Below are 15,571 nucleotides of genomic sequence, written 5' to 3'. Positions count from 1 at the left end.
AGGAAAGTTGGGTATACAGCTTTTAAGGAGTTGAACAATATGAGGCTGGGTTATGCTTGTATGAATACTGAATTGAAAACCGTTTTCCGCACTTTGCGTGTTGCAACAGCAGAAACTGAAGGAACAGCAAAAATTAAAGAGTTAACGCTGAAAAATATGCAAACGACTTTCGAAATCCTGCAATGGAATCTGGAACATGATATTTTTTTCTATCGTGCTTCAAGTTCGATGATTCCTCTTTCCACCCATCCCATCAATGATTGGATTTGGTGGGAAGATCCGGACTTCCTTTCGATCGCCGCTCAAATACGGGAACTGGCAGAAACGCATAGAATGCGCATTTCCATGCATCCCGGCCAATACACGGTCTTGAATTCCCCGAAACCGGAAGTGGTAAAGAAATCCGTCGAAGATTTGGTGTATCACGACCGGCTCATTGCATTGTTAGGCGGCAATGACTTGATTGTCCACACTGGCGGTGCCTACGGAGATAAAGAACGGGCCAAAATCAGGTTTGCAGAAAACTATGCTTTATTGCCAGCCAGTATTAAAAAACGGCTCCGTTTAGAAAATGACGATAAAACCTTTACGGTGCGCGACGTTCTAGATGTCAACAAATTATGCGGAGTGCCGATTTGCTTTGACATCCATCACCATAATTGCAATAACGATGGAAGCCCTGTCGACTACGCCGAAATTCTGGCCACTTGGGAAGGCTATGGCATTCCCAAAATCCACATCAGCACCGGAAAAGAAGGATTTACAGACTTGCGGCATCATAATATTGTTACCCAAGAAGATTTTGATGAACTGCTGCTGCTTTTAAAAGGGACGGATGCGGACATCATGTTTGAAGCCAAGCTGAAAGAACAAGCCGTCCTTCCTTTTGTGAAACAGCTAACGGATAAGAAACCATAAAAAATTCCGGAGAATTTCTTCTCCGGAATTTTTTTGGTCGACTCAAACTTTAAATTTGCCAATTGCCTGACATGGGCCGCTAAAGCGTTGCTATTGCCTAGATAATGCGATTTGGTCCGGGCCTATATTTTCTTTAAGCTTTTTTAATACACGCTCCCTTCTTTTTTTCATGCCAGCCAGCGAAACTCCTTCACTGGCGGCGAGCCCTGTTAAACTGGTTCCTTTAACGAAAAGTTCTTCCAGCAATCTTTTTTCGCCGTTCTTTAAATAGCGGGCATCTATCCATTCCGGCAATTCATCTTCCTCCATGCAGAAAACCAAGTCATCAAATTCATGGTTTTGCTGCACGAGATTCCGTTCAATATATTTCGCCTCTTTCTTCAAATGGTCTAGCATCGCTCCATGAATGGTCCGATAAGCAAATGCGGTAAAATTCCCTTTCGATTCATCATAGCGGATGCTCGCTTGCCAAAGCGCAATTTTCCCCACTTGGCGAAAGCTTTCGTAGTCTCGGTAGATGTGGAGCTTCCGCATGAGGGCGTTGATCATGGGTGCATACTGAGCGTCTAATTCTTCGTATTCTTTCAAGTTCCCATCCTTCTGGATATCCTTTGTATTCCCGGGTATCACCAGAATAGCGGTTGAATTTTCCAGCAGCAAAAACCGGTTTTGGGCATTCAAGCCATCACGCAGCTGATTTAAACGATTCAATTTCCCTATACGGTTGAGTAAACCTTTCGTTTATCACACCGTTCCGGATATTCAGGACCATTTTTTATGCGATTTCATCGCGCAAAATTAAAAAAGATAGCTCAATTTCCCATTTGGTTAAATCCGGTTCCGTTTCAGGATCTGTTAAATATTGTTCGAAGCGCCCATTCCAAATTTCAATATTCCCTTCAAAGCGTTTATCGAAAGACAAGCCTTCCTTTTCCGCCCATTTTTCTACTTCATGCACGGAATCCGCAAGCGTATCCGGATGCCCTCTATGGATAGCGCAAACATAAGACCCTTCAGGAATCGAACTGGCAATGACCCGTTCATCGCCGGCAACCATGCTTTCCAGTGGCACTCCAACTTCCAGATCGAATTCACTTTTGCCATCTCCAAGGCACCAATATCGATAGAACGGTGCGCCTGCCGGCAGTGCGTTTTTGTTCTCCAGCCACTGAAAGAGTTCAGGCACTAAAGCGGTGGTTTTATTCCACTCCTCTAAGGCCGCTTGAATGGGGATTGCTGCGTACGGCTGTTCCACTCTATATTCCACAGTCGGTCCAGACAATAAATACGAAGCCATTTAAAACCTTCCCTTCTTCGAATTACTTTTGATGGAATGCTGCCAAGTATTTGCTGTTTCTTTCTATTTACCCTAATTTTTCGCGGAAAACGCACTGTCCGTTCAGCGCTTTTTCAAGACACAAAATAGACACACGATATAAGTCCCTATAAATTGACTCAATTTTTTTCAAGCTTTATCCTAAAGTATGACCGAAGGGTTACTTAAAATGACCAATTGGTTTTAAGGAGGGGTGTTATGGACAAACGGCAGGAATTGATGAATCATGCTGTACATTTCTTTTCCATCAAAGGATTTCATCAAACATCTGTCCAGGAAATAGCGAAGGCAGCGGGAATATCAAAAGGCGCTTTTTACAAGCACTTTGATTCGAAAGAAGGCATCTTCGTTGAAATCCTCAAACAATACCACGAGGATTTGACGAGAGATTTAAATAGCGCCGACTTCGAATCCGGCTTGACTAACCGGGAATTTTTCAAGAAAAAATTATTGCTTGAAATTGAGCGGACAGTGATGAACAAGGAATTCTTTTTAATGGTCTTCAAGGATTTCCCGGCATACGACAATGAACTTATGCAAAATTTGCTGCAAGAACTTCGGATGGCGCAGTTAGTCTTACATAAATATAGTTTGCTCGAAGTCTATGGGGACCGAGCCAAACCTTTCATCTACGATTTGGTGACCGTCTATGAAGGGATTAAAAAGGAGTATTATTTTTATTTGATTTTTGAGAACCGGCCGATCAACAAGGAGCTTCTGGCTGAATTTATCGTTGCCAGCCTTGATGCCATCGTTAACCACTCGGAAAAGATCCAACACGTTCTGACCGGCTTTACCTCCACCATTTCTCCACTTGAAGAAGCTTACAACCAATTGGAAGAACAGATCAAACAAACTTCTTCCCAACGGGAAAAGCACTTATCCGCTTTTCTGATGTTGAAGGAAGAAATGGCCAAACAAGATGCCAAGGCATTTTTGGTCGAGGCCTTACTGGACTATTTAAAACAAGAAGAATCATTAGCAACCGAACTTTCAACTTTAGAAAAGTTCATTTGAAGGAGTGTATCGATTGAAGAAAATCATTGATTTTTCACTGAACAACAAGTTTGCTATTTGGATTTTGACGATCATGGTTGTTGTCGCCGGCCTTTATGCTGGATTGACCATGAAACAAGAATCCATTCCAAGCATCACGCTTCCTGCGGTGACTGTTGTCACGACGTATCCAGGTGCTGCACCGGATGAAATCATGGAAGAAGTCACGATTCCGATGGAGCAGCGGATTCAAAATATGAATGGCGTCGAACTGGTGACATCGACTTCATTGGCAAATGCCTCTACGATCCAAGTCCAGTACGCTTTTGAAGTGGACATGGACGAAGCGACACGCCAATTGGAAGATGCTTTGTCCCAGATTTCCATTCCGGAAGCTGCAAACGATCCGGAAGTATCCCGCGTCAGTTTAGATGCTTTCCCGGTCCTTGCGCTAAGCGTAAGTAAGCCCGGCAGCTCTTTGGAAGAATTGACGGCAGATGTGGAAGAACATGTCCTCCCGGCTGTCGAAGGCATCGACGGATTGTCTGAGGCTCAAGTTTCTGGACAGCGTGTCCAGAAAGTGACCATGACTTTCGATGAAGCGGCTTTAGCCCAGTATGGATTGACAGAAGAAACGATTCAGCAATTGATCCAAGGATCTAACTTGACTTTCCCATTAGGATTGACGAATTTTGATGGCGAATTGAAAAACTTGGTCATTGATGGAAATGTAACAACCGTTGATGATTTGAAGAACCTTCAAATCCCAGCGATTCCACAGGCAGCGCAAGCCCCATCAGGCGATGCAGCAGCCGGCGCACCAGAAGATCCAAGCGCTGCGGCACCCGAGGCACCATCTGCAGCACCGGCAGCGCCTTCTGCTGAAGTGCCGGCCGCAGCCGCAATTCCGACTGTCGTATTAAGCGAGTTAGCCGAAATTGAAGTTGTCAGTGAAGCAGAGTCCATCTCACGGACGAACGGCGAAGAATCAATCGGCCTTTCCATTGTGAAATCTCCGGATGCCAATACCGTAGAGGTTGTAAACGGCGTCAAAGATGTCATCACGGATTTGGAAAAAGATTTCGATTTAACTGTGGCAACAACATTTGACCAAGGAGAGCCGATCGAACAATCAGTTGAAACTATGCTGAGCAAAGCCTTATACGGCATCCTATTTGCCGTTGTCATCATCCTGCTCTTCTTGCGCAGCTTTAAAACGACTTTGATCTCGATCATTTCGATTCCGCTTTCTTTATTGATGGCGATTTTCTTATTAAACCAACTCGATATTACCTTAAATATCATGACGCTTGGCGCTTTGACCGTAGCAATTGGGCGCGTCATCGATGACTCGATTGTCGTCATTGAAAATATTTACCGCCGTATGGCATTGCCAGGCGAAAAACTGCGCGGCAAAGAATTGATTCGCGAAGCAACACGTGAAATGTTCCTTCCAATCTTTTCTTCTACTGTCGTAACGATTGCCGTATTCTTGCCGCTGGCGCTTGTCAACGGACAGATTGGTGAATTGTTCTTGCCATTCGCGCTTGCAGTGGTCTTCGCACTTGCAGCATCCCTGCTCGTTGCAGTCACAATCGTTCCGATGATGGCCCATTTGATGTACGGCAAACAATTGAAAAATTTGGATGCCACTAAATCAGTGACAAAAGAACACAAGCCTGGAAAAATGGCTGCTGGCTACAAACGCATTTTGGAATGGTCTTTGAACCATAAGATCATTACATTCGGCGGAGCTGCTGTCCTTCTTGCAGCGAGTCTTTTCTTAGTGCCGGTCATCGGGGTAAGTTTCTTGCCTGAACAAGAACAGAAACTTGTAATGGCTACTTACAGCCCGGAACCTGGACAGACGCGTGAAGACGTGGAAGAAATTGCGCTTGAAGCAGAAAGCGCAATTGCAGATCGCGACGGCGTCACTTCGTACCAATACTCGCTTGGCGGCGGCAATCCGTTGACAGCGATGGGCGGCGGCGGAGACAATTCCGCGTTGTTCTATATTGAATACGATTCTGATTTTGAAGAATTCAGCGAAGAAAGCACAAACTTGATTGATTCGCTGAACGAAAATACAGAAGCCGGCGAATGGAGCAGCCTTGACTTTGCGGCCATGGGCGCCACAGGACTTGAATTATTCGTCTACGGCGACAATCTTGAAGACATCCAAACCGCTATTGATCAAATCCAGCCGATCATGGAAAATCATAAGGAATTGGAAAACACGGAATCAAGCTTGACTGAAGCTTATGACCAGTTTACTTTAGTCGCGAATCAACAAGCGCTGAGTGAAAAAGGCCTGACGGCTGCTCAAATCGGCATGGCATTAAGCAATGTCGGCGAAGCGCCAATCTTGACGACTGTTAAAAATGATGACAAAGACATTAATGTTTATATTGAAACTGAAGAAACCACTTATGCAGGAATTGATGATGTAACAAACGTCCAAATCCCGACAGCCCTTGGCACAACCGTTGCTGTTGGCGATGTGATGGAAGTGGAAGAAGGCAAATCGCCTGATACTATTAACCGCAGAGACGGCCAAATATACGCGTCATTGACTGCAGATGTACTTGGAAACAACGCAGCGGCCATCACGACGGAAATTGATGAAAAAGTGGCGGATCTTGACTTGCCTTCTGGCATTTCAATCGACCACGGCGGCGTGACCGAACAAATCAATGAATCGTTCAGCCAGCTCGGCTTAGCGATGCTAGCTGCGATCGCCATTGTCTACTTCGTACTCGTCGTCACATTCGGCGGCGCTTTGGCTCCATTCGCGATCCTATTCTCGCTGCCATTCACGGTTATCGGTGTGCTGGTTGCGCTTTGGATTACCGGTGAGTCATTGAGTGTCAATGCCTTAATCGGTGTCTTGATGCTGATCGGTATCGTAGTCACAAATGCCATTGTATTGATTGACCGGGTTATCCATATGGAAAAAGCCGGACTTACGACTCGCGAAGCCCTGCTTGAAGGCGGCGTAACGCGTCTCCGTCCGATTTTGATGACGGCCCTTGCAACCATTGGCGCATTGATTCCGCTTGCTATCGGCGCTGAAGGCGACGGCGGCGGGTTGATCTCTAAAGGACTTGGCATCACCGTAATCGGCGGACTTGTCAGCTCCACTCTATTGACGTTGGTCATTGTGCCGATTGTTTATGAAGTGACAGCGAAATTCCGTAAAAAACAGCACGATTAACTAGAAGCAGCCCCTTTCAAATTGGAAGGGGCTGCTTTTTTTCCTTAAAAGGGGACGAATGAAGGCGAACGCACCTCATTGCGAAAGTTTCGCACCTCAGACCAGTTTTTTCGCACCTCGTATCCCTAATTTCGCACCTCAACACGAAAACTTCTCACCTTCAACAAAAACCCGCTTTTATTTTATGCGAATAAATTCAGGTACTTGAATTAGGTCTTTTTATGCGTATTTTTATAAAACGAATAAAAAAATATTATTAAAAATTCAGAAAAATGATATAATAGAATTATAAAAAGAATACGAATTGAAAGACTCGAAGTTATAAAAATGTATTCATTCCATGCTTATACATACGCACTCAACTAAATGCGTAACGATTAAAGGGGTGGATATGATGTATAGCAAACTTCTTAAAATTGCCGCAGCCTTCTTATTAATTCTTTTTGCCGCCCTCTCCTTCTCGCCGCCTGCTGCAGCTGCCAGTTCAAAATTCATCTCAAAAGCGACTATTTCAAGCAAAGTTGTCGCACTCACATTCGATGACGGATCCGACGGCACCAATATCCAGAAAATCCTGAATACCTTATCGGCGAATAAAATCAAAGCGACTTTCTTTCTGACGGGGTCCGGTGCCAACAACCATCCGCAGGCCATTAAAAACATTGCATCCAGCGGCCATCAACTGGCCAACCATTCTTATTCCCATCCTGACTTTACAAAACTGAGCGCTTCTCAAATAAAAACGGAATTGGATAAAACAGAAGCCGCTGTGAAAAAAATTACCGGCAAATCAACGAAGCCTTTATTCCGTGCACCATTCGGCGCTTCAAATTCAGCCGTTTTGGCGGCAGTCGGAAATGCCGGATACACCCACACCATCCAGTGGAACATTGATACCTTGGACTGGAAAGGTGTATCTTCCACAGCCATCACCAACAAAGTCGTCAACAATATCGTCCCTGGCTCTATCGTCTTGATGCATACAGGTGCCGGGGCATCCGGAACTCCTGGCGCCCTTCAAGGCATGATCACCAAATTAAAAGCAAAAGGCTATTCTTTTGTGACGGTCTCGCAATTGCTCAAATTGCCTTCCGCTCCTCCGCCTGCCGGCACTAAATACACGGTCAAGTCAGGAGACACACTTTACAGCATCGCTAAACGCTATAACGTCACGGTCAACGCTTTGGCTTCAGCCAATAAAATTTCAAGTCCGTATATCATCCGTGTCGGCCAAGTATTGATCATTCCAGCTAAGGCCGCCCCTCCTGCTGCATCAGTGAAATATACGGTCAAAGCAGGAGATACGCTTTACAGCATTGCCAAAAAACACAATTCCACTGTCGCAAAAATTGCCGCAGCCAATAAAATTCCAAGCCCTTACATCATAAAAATTGGCCAAGTGTTGACCATCCCCAAATAAATGTTGAAAGCAGCCATTTGCACCGGCTGCTTTTTTATTGGAAAATTTCCCATCTTTCTTTAAAATTACCTCTTTCAGCCTAAGTAAAATACAATAATTCCAAGATAATTTGCGCTATAATGAAAGCTGAATTTAATTTTGCTTGAGAAAAGAGGAATGCTGGTGCGAAAAATTCTATTTTCCATCCTCGGACTTATCATTGTAATTGCTTTGCCTTTCGTTTTCTGGTTTTTGCAGGAGAAAGAAAATTTGCAAGTTGCCATCATCGATAAAACGGTGCCATCCGAAACGTATCGAGAACACCATGGTTTGACATGGCTCTTAAATCATATGGGTTATTTAAAAAACGACGATTCAGCCTATGAAGCCAGTAAAGATTATTACGGCTTTAAGCCTGACGAACAAAATGAATCTTATAAGTTGAGTGAGGTTCCGGAAGATTTCGGCGAAACCGATATGATTTATTTAGCCGATACATACGGAGTCTATGAAGAAGACCTAGCTTGGCAGACAGCGGGACAAGAAGCGAAAGAGGCTCCTTCTTTGGTTTATGGCGGACTTGAAATGGCTGAGTGGCAAAGCATCCAGAATCAAGTTGATAATGGAGGCAGCGACTTGGTAGTGGAATTCAATACGCTTGCGTCCCCCACCTCCATTGAAGTCCGGGATGCAGCAGCTGATTATTTGGGGATTCAGCCGACTGGCTGGAGCGGACGGAAATTCAATGAACTGGATAAACAGCAAGATGAAGTTCCTCCCTGGGTCATCTCCCGTTTTGAAGAAACTGGAGACCGCTGGAATTTTGCCGGCAGCGGCTTTGTGTTGGCCAATGACCTATCAGGTGAGATCCTGGTTCTGTCTGAACAGGAAGGGCTGATTGGCCCTGATGGGATTCAATTGGATTTTACAGAAGCGGGACAGGAATTCTTTTCAATGGAAGACTCTCCCGAATTTACTTATTGGTTTGATATTAATGAAGCAGAGGAAAGCAGCATTTTAGCGAATTATGATTGGGATCTTTCGGAAAAAGGGAAGTCCCTGCTCGCTGAAAATGGCATACCTGCCTCTTTCCCGGCCATCGTCCACCAGCAAAAAAGTGCGGCTGACACGTTTTATTTCGCTGGAGATTTTGTCGACATTGCAGAAGTCCCGAGCTTTTATCAATTTGCCGGATTTGCGAAAGTGCGGTCATGGCTATCATTTGAAAGCCTTTCAGGAGAATCCGGTTTCTTTTGGAAAACGTATGCTCCAATGATGAAAAAGATTCTCCAAAACAGTGCTGCTTCTAAAACGGCGGCGGCTGCTCCGGAATTAGCCAAAGACGAAGGAATCGCTTTCCCAGCCAGAGTCAATGGGCAGGATTTCCAAGTCTTTGAAAACGGCGAGTGGAAAGATTTCACCGTCAAAGGAGTCAATATGGGAATGGCAAAACCGGGCACTTTCCCCGGTGAAGCAGCCATTTCACGAGAAGAATATGACCGCTGGTTCGAGCAGATCGGGGAAATGAATGCCAATGCCATCCGGGTCTATACTTTACACCCGCCCGCTTTTTATCAAGCATTGAAAGCTTATAACGAGCAGGCTGACCAGCCTCTTTACGTCTATCATGGCGTCTGGATTGACGAAGAACCGCTTGTGGAGAAACTTGATGCTTTCGATCCTGAAATTACCGAAAGGTTCCAAACAGACATCAAGACGTTGGTAGATGTTGTCCACGGCAGTGCAGAAGTCGAACCGCGTCCCGGACATGCGGCTGGAACGTACGATGCGGACATTTCCCCTTACGTCATCGGCTGGATTGCGGGCATCGAATGGGATCCGTCCATGGTGGACCAAATGGTGAACACGTATCCCGATCTTGGCGACTTCAAAGGAAAGCATGTCTACACAGAAGGCGCCAACGCCATGGAAAATTGGATTGCGCAGCAGTTGGATATGCTCGCTTCATACGAAATGGATCAATACCAAAGTATGCGCCCGCTAAGCTTTACCAATTGGGTGACTACGGATAATTTAGAGCAGCCTTCAGAGCCAAGTGAAAAAGAAGATATTGCAGAAATCGATCCCAATCACATTAAATTGGCAGGACAAACTGAAAATGTCGGGATGTTTGCTTCTTATCATATCTACCCTTACTATCCTGACTTCTTGAATTTAGAGGAAAAATATACGGAGTTTATCGATCATCGCGGCGAGAAAAACAACTACGCCGGCTATTTGAAAGACTTAAACGACTCGCATGAAATGCCAATATTAGTAGCCGAATTCGGTGTGCCCGCTTCCCGCGGAAAAACGCATGAAAATCCATCCGGCTGGAACCAAGGTTTCATTTCCGAGAAACAGCAAGGTGAAATCGCCCAGCATCTCTATGAAGATATCTTGCATGAAGGCATGCTTGGCGGGCTAGTATTTACCTGGCAGGATGAGTGGTTTAAACGGACATGGAATACGATGGACTACGACAACCCGGATCAGCGTCCATTCTGGTCAAATGCCCAAACAAACGAGCAGCAATTCGGCATCTTGAGTTTTGACCGGCATAAAGTGAAAGTAAACGGCGTGGATGACTGGGAAGCGGGTGAAACACTTTACGAGAAAAATGAAGGAGCGATGCAGTCGATCGAAATGGACCACGACGAACGCTACCTTTACATCAAAACCATTTTTGATGAAAGCCGCAGGGATTGGTGGAACCAGCAGCAATTCCACTTATATTTCAATATTCGGGACGGCCAAGGAATTCCGGTAGACATTGGAACGGACGCCACATTCAAAGCCGACTTCCATTTGCAGATCAACGGCAAAGATTCTGCCCGTCTATTGGTTGCCGGAGATTACGATTCGTTCTACTACGATTATGCAGAGAGGCTCAAAATGATACCGGAATCGAAAGAGGACATCTCAACGGTCTTCCATCCGATCCGCCTCGCCTTGAGCAAAGAAATCACGCGCCCGGATACCGGAGAAGTCCTTCCGTTCTCTTCTTACGAAACCGGCGTGCTGCAATTCGGAATCGCAGATCCGGAAAGTGAGGACTACGACTCCTTGAACGATTATTTCTATTCGGAAGACACGGGTGTGCTTGAAATCCGCATTCCATGGATGCTGCTCAACGCTAAAGATCCAAGCCAAAAAGAATTTGCCGGCGATTTCTGGAAAGACGGCCTTGAATCGTCCATGTCAGCTGACCGCATTGCCGTCGCTGCCACTTTAACTGATCAGGACAAAATCGTTGATGCATTCGCTGGCGAAGAACCTGCGGCGTACACGTGGGAGCCATGGGAACTTCCTGAAACAACAGAACGCTTGAAACAATCCTATTACATCCTCCAAGAATTCTTTGGAAAAGTGGAATAAAAAAAGGAAGCCCTCAAATGAACTGACCCAAAATTGTTAGACACAACTAACAATGGAGGTGCAGTTCACAAATGGGCTTCCTTTTTAGGTTGGCGTATCGTCTGAGAAAACGCCTTTTCGTTCCATGTCTCCCCACGCATGCTTTTTGCGGAGCGAATAAATTAAACCCTGCACACGCCAGAAATTGGCCAGGATCCGGTACCAGAATATTTCGGTTAACGCATAGACATAGAGGATGAAAATGCTTTTGACGTCCGGGTATTTATGGTACGTCCATTCCTCCAACAGCACCGCAAGGGCGGATAAAAGAGAGCCGTACAAAATCATGACGAGCAGCATCACCAAAGCGATGTCGGTATCCACGAACGAAAACAGCAATCCGCTGATAATGATGCCGTAGCCGATGACTTCAAAAACCGCGCTTAACAGCTCGATGAACAAATAATAGGGCATGGAAAACATCCCAATGCCTTTATATTTCGGATTAAACAGCATCTTCCGGTGAATCCAGATGGTTTCAGCCAATCCGCGCTGCCAGCGGATTCGCTGTGCCCGCAAGGAAGCGATGGTGCTCGGCGCTTCTGTCCAGCAAACTGGATCTTGGATGTATTCGATGCGCTGATTGGACTTTTCCTCTTTGATCGACCGGTGGATCCGAACGATCAATTCCATATCTTCTCCCACCGTATTGGTGTTATAGCCGCCGACTTTGATGACCCGGCTTTTCTCAAAAACCCCGAAAGCTCCGGAAATGATCAACAAAATATTCGCTCGGCTAAAACCGAGGCGCCCAATCAAAAAGGCGCGGAAATATTCAACGATCTGCATGACTTCAAGCGGCCGTTTCGGCAATTTGATTTCCGTGACTTCCCCTTTGACGATTTTGCAGCCATTGGCGATCCGGACCGTCCCGCCCGTAGCCGTGACCCTTCCGCTTGAATCAATGATCGGCTTCATTGTTTTTAATAGTGCATCTTTTTCAAGAATGGAATCGCCGTCGATTGCAGCGAAATAAGGATATTGGGAAAAATTCACACCGGCATTCAAGGCATCCGCTTTTCCGCCATTTTCCTTTTCGATCAAATAGAGGTGAGGATGCAATTCGGATTGATAAGCGGCCGTCAGCTTGCCCGTTTTAAAATAGCTTCTTGCGGCCAGCTCGATCCGTTTCATCTGAAAGACATCCATCAGTTTTTCGCTCGTTTTATCGGTTGAGCCGTCATTGACGACAATAATCTCATATTGCGGGTAATTCAAAGACAAGAGCGAACGGACGGTACTGGCCACTCCCGCCTCTTCGTTGTAAGCAGGGACTAACACAGAAATCGGATAGGTATCTTTGTTGATCATTATCTCTTCAATTTGCTCTGTCCGATTCAATTTTTTCTCCCGGTTGATTTTCGGTCCGGCTACCAGGAAAAGCACAAGATAGATACCTCCGGCCGCCAGCATATAAACAATGATGCCTAAAGATATGATTTCAATCGCGTTCATCGATTTCCGCCCCCTTTCTTCGTCAGCATATGCCTTGCGACATCGCGGGCATAGGCATCTTCACTGGTTGAAGCAATTTCATGCAGCAGCGCATTGCCATCTTCAAATTCCTGAAGATTGTCTGCCGCTGCAAAACGAACCCACCAAACCGGATCCGTGAATAATTGGATAAGCTGTTCTTTAAAATCGGTCAATTTACAAGCTCCCGCTAACTTAGCTGCATACATGCGCTCTTCCCAGAAAAGGGAGATGAAGAAAGCGGACAATTTTTGGGGGTCTGAAAGTCTGCCGTAATGCGTCAAACTTTTCATTGCTTTGATCCGCACTTCTTTCCGTTCGTCGGTCATCAATTTTTCGACAAACGGGAAAAAACGTTCACTTTTCCGTTCGCCATTCAGCATAATAAATGCGTACAGCAGGTTTTCAGGCGCATCATCTTTCATAAACATCCGCGCCATGATTCTTTGATGCAGTTCCTCATCCATTCTCATTAATAATTCTTTGGCAAAGCCGACCGATAAATTCGACTCTTCGAACAGTACATCCACGACTTTCGGCTCTTGCAGGATGGCAGCCGCCCGGAGACATTGCCAGTACTCATCATCTTGTTTAGCCAAGCTCTTAAAATGGCTAAATACTTCTTCTTTTAATGAGGCAATGCGAAAATCTTCGATGAAATAAAGGGCATTGATCCGTTCTGCCCATCCCCCATTTTTCAGGATGGATTGATAGCGCGGAGCCAAGTGGCGTTCTGCCAGATCCGTGATGCGGTTTCGTTCTTTTTGATCTTTATAAGTCTCTTGAAAATCAATGAGCATTTCTTCAATCGCAGCTTGCCTGATCGATTTATTTGAAGGAAGTTGGGGTTCCATCCACTTTTGTTCGGGAGCTTCGATAAACTGGCGGTAAATCGGCATGACCTGCCCTTTGACCCACGCTATTTTCCGTTGCCGTTTAAGCGCCTTCTGTTTGCCAACAATTAATACGGCCAATAACACCAATTGCACCGCCAGCAATCCCACCACTACCCAGAGGAATGTCTGTACCATTCTCATACGCCCCTTCCATTTAACCCTGCTTCTATTTTTTTCATACCCTATTTTTTCTAAAATAAGTTAATTTCATATAATAAATTGTAAATATCCAACAATTGCAAACTTAATTCTACAATAAAAACCAAGGAAAAAACTACATGAGAAAAGCACCTTATTGGTTATAATAAGGTGCTTAAAATTAGTATTCCAGGCTTTTTATCCATTTATCGTAACCGACGCCCTTTAAATGGATGCCGTCAATCGTCAGATCCTTTTCCAACTGCCCATTTTTCCCTTCAAATTCCGGCTGCAAATCAACATAGCCAACTCCATACTCCTTAGATAGGGATACGAGGATTTGATTGAAGTCATCGACTTTCTCATTAGACAATTCGTTATTGAAATCCTGATTGTTGATCGGCAAAATCGACTGCAGGACGAGCTGAGTCTCCGACAAATCGAATGCCTCGATGATGCGGCGCATATTCTTTTCGTAAGCTGTCGGACTTGAACCCGCTCCTATGTCGTTAATGCCAATCATTATGTATACTTCTTTCGGATGCCGATCCACGATTTCATCGATGCGGTTCAAGACCCCTTTTGATGTATCTTCTGCGATTCCTCTGTTCACTACATTCTCATCCGGGAAGTATTCCGGAAATTCTCCATGGTCGGTGATGCTATCGCCGAGAAAGACCTTATCCGGCGCCTCCGTATCCAGTGACTCAAAGATCGCTTTCTTTTGCACATAGTAATCCGGGAATTCCTGATCCGAAGTCAGCGAAGCCCATTGTTCTTTCACAAAAGCGATGCCTCCTTGTTTTGCAAGAAAAAACCCGGCCATGACGATAAAGGCAAGATTTAACGCCACGGATATTCCTAAAAACATTTTGATTTTTTTCATGTTGTCCACTTCCTGTTTCTCTAGTTGCTTTTCGTTGCACAATAGAAAGTATTTCCTTCTTAGCCCGGCGTTAAACCCGCCTAAACCGCTTTTGGTTTGGAAAAGAAGCGGCGATAAATTTTCAGGAAGATAATTGCCAGCACAATCAAGAAGACAATCGCTAATATCGGAATGATGAAAATCAGGATGGGTACAGCCGTGGCCGTCGCGTCTTCGATCCCTGCAACGGCCGGGCTCATCAAGACGGTTTCACTTGCCCCTTTGACGGATGCTACTGCAGCATGGGAAGTAGTGGCAATGCCTCCGCCTCCAATAATGGCGATGCTCCATTCCAAAAATGGACTCATGTCCCCGATAAATGAAGCCGTCAGCAAAATCCCTGCCAGTGCAGCGAGCGGCGTCTCCAATACTTTCATAAACGAACCGACAGCCGGGATATAGTTGACCGTAATTTCCAGAACCGTCGCTACACCAAATGCGATCAATGCCGGAGTACTGCCAACCCAGCTAAAGCCTTCAGCCAGCGACAGCCAATCCGCCCGCACAAATAAGCCGGTGATCAGTAAAGGCGTGAATACACGGAAACCAGTAGTGGCGCTTAAAGCCAGTCCAATGCAAATTGCGAGTATCATTTCCATCCTAGCCCTCCGTTCTTTAAAACGCTTTGCTTTACTATGACCTGATTAGCGCTGCTTCAAACACTCCCTGGATATCATCCGATAGCACGCTAATAAAACGATAAGTTGATGACATGGATGAAAAAAAAGATTATTATAGCTATTACACTAGTAAATGAATGGAAGTTTTCAATCCACTCGCCGTATTTAGCCCAAAACCCTGCCTTATGTTTTAACAATCTGGTTTCAGACAGTGTACCATCGGATGATTGAAATTGACC

At 45.3% G+C, this 15,571-nt stretch carries 11 protein-coding genes; 5 read left to right on the top strand and 6 right to left on the bottom strand.

Annotated elements, in window-relative coordinates:
* The first annotated feature begins 39 nt into the window (after nt 1-39).
* Nucleotides 40-918: a UV DNA damage repair endonuclease UvsE gene (gene uvsE, locus MTR82_RS07395; protein ID WP_246808513.1), complete on the top strand. Its 879-nt coding sequence runs from the start codon at nt 40-42 to the stop codon at nt 916-918.
* A 90-nt stretch (nt 919-1,008) separates the two neighbouring features.
* Here the strand turns inward: uvsE and MTR82_RS07390 are convergent, their stop codons facing one another.
* Both MTR82_RS07390 and MTR82_RS07385 read right to left on the bottom strand, forming a co-directional pair.
* Nucleotides 1,009-1,629 (bottom strand): sigma-70 family RNA polymerase sigma factor, encoded by a 621-nt coding sequence (locus MTR82_RS07390; RefSeq protein WP_246808512.1) that lies wholly within the window; start codon nt 1,627-1,629, stop codon nt 1,009-1,011.
* Between the two features lie 64 nt (nt 1,630-1,693).
* Nucleotides 1,694-2,215 carry a GyrI-like domain-containing protein gene (locus tag MTR82_RS07385; RefSeq protein WP_246808511.1) on the bottom strand — a complete coding sequence of 174 codons (522 nt, stop codon included), beginning with the start codon at nt 2,213-2,215 and terminating at the stop codon, nt 1,694-1,696.
* Between the two features lie 237 nt (nt 2,216-2,452).
* Here MTR82_RS07385 and MTR82_RS07380 point away from each other — a divergent pair, with 237 nt between their 5' ends.
* The 4 genes from MTR82_RS07380 (at nt 2,453) to MTR82_RS07365 (ending at nt 11,241) form a co-directional block, all read left to right on the top strand.
* Nucleotides 2,453-3,271 carry a TetR/AcrR family transcriptional regulator gene (locus tag MTR82_RS07380; protein WP_246808510.1) on the top strand — a complete coding sequence of 273 codons (819 nt, stop codon included), beginning with the start codon at nt 2,453-2,455 and terminating at the stop codon, nt 3,269-3,271.
* A gap of 13 nt (nt 3,272-3,284) precedes the next feature.
* Nucleotides 3,285-6,464, top strand: a complete 3,180-nt coding sequence (locus tag MTR82_RS07375; protein ID WP_246808509.1) for an efflux RND transporter permease subunit — start codon at nt 3,285-3,287, stop codon at nt 6,462-6,464.
* A 394-nt stretch (nt 6,465-6,858) separates the two neighbouring features.
* The gene (locus MTR82_RS07370) at nt 6,859-7,884 is read left to right on the top strand and encodes a LysM peptidoglycan-binding domain-containing protein (RefSeq protein ID WP_246808508.1); all 1,026 of its coding nucleotides are present in this window, start codon (nt 6,859-6,861) and stop codon (nt 7,882-7,884) included.
* Between the two features lie 156 nt (nt 7,885-8,040).
* On the top strand, nt 8,041-11,241 hold the full coding sequence (locus MTR82_RS07365) for a hypothetical protein (protein WP_246808507.1): 3,201 nt from the start codon (nt 8,041-8,043) through the stop codon (nt 11,239-11,241).
* Nucleotides 11,242-11,325: 84 nt separating this feature from the next.
* Here the strand turns inward: MTR82_RS07365 and MTR82_RS07360 are convergent, their stop codons facing one another.
* The 4 genes from MTR82_RS07360 to MTR82_RS07345 all read right to left on the bottom strand — a co-directional run bounded on the left by MTR82_RS07360 (nt 11,326) and on the right by MTR82_RS07345 (nt 15,311).
* Nucleotides 11,326-12,735 carry a glycosyltransferase family 2 protein gene (locus MTR82_RS07360; protein ID WP_246808506.1) on the bottom strand — a complete coding sequence of 470 codons (1,410 nt, stop codon included), beginning with the start codon at nt 12,733-12,735 and terminating at the stop codon, nt 11,326-11,328.
* Nucleotides 12,732-13,784, bottom strand: coding sequence for a HEAT repeat domain-containing protein (locus MTR82_RS07355; protein WP_246808505.1), 1,053 nt, complete (start codon nt 13,782-13,784; stop codon nt 12,732-12,734). The genes MTR82_RS07360 and MTR82_RS07355 overlap by 4 nt, the downstream gene beginning before the upstream one ends.
* A gap of 184 nt (nt 13,785-13,968) precedes the next feature.
* On the bottom strand, nt 13,969-14,673 hold the full coding sequence (locus MTR82_RS07350) for a GDSL-type esterase/lipase family protein (protein WP_246808504.1): 705 nt from the start codon (nt 14,671-14,673) through the stop codon (nt 13,969-13,971).
* A gap of 80 nt (nt 14,674-14,753) precedes the next feature.
* Nucleotides 14,754-15,311, bottom strand: coding sequence for a DUF4126 domain-containing protein (locus tag MTR82_RS07345; protein ID WP_246808503.1), 558 nt, complete (start codon nt 15,309-15,311; stop codon nt 14,754-14,756).
* Nucleotides 15,312-15,571: the final 260 nt, after the last annotated feature.

It is taken from the genome of Planococcus ruber, from assembly GCF_022819085.1.
Taxonomy (GTDB): domain Bacteria; phylum Bacillota; class Bacilli; order Bacillales_A; family Planococcaceae; genus Planococcus; species Planococcus ruber.
The sequence above is the reverse complement of the archived record's forward strand: the minus strand, read 5'-3'. Positions and strand labels throughout refer to the sequence as shown.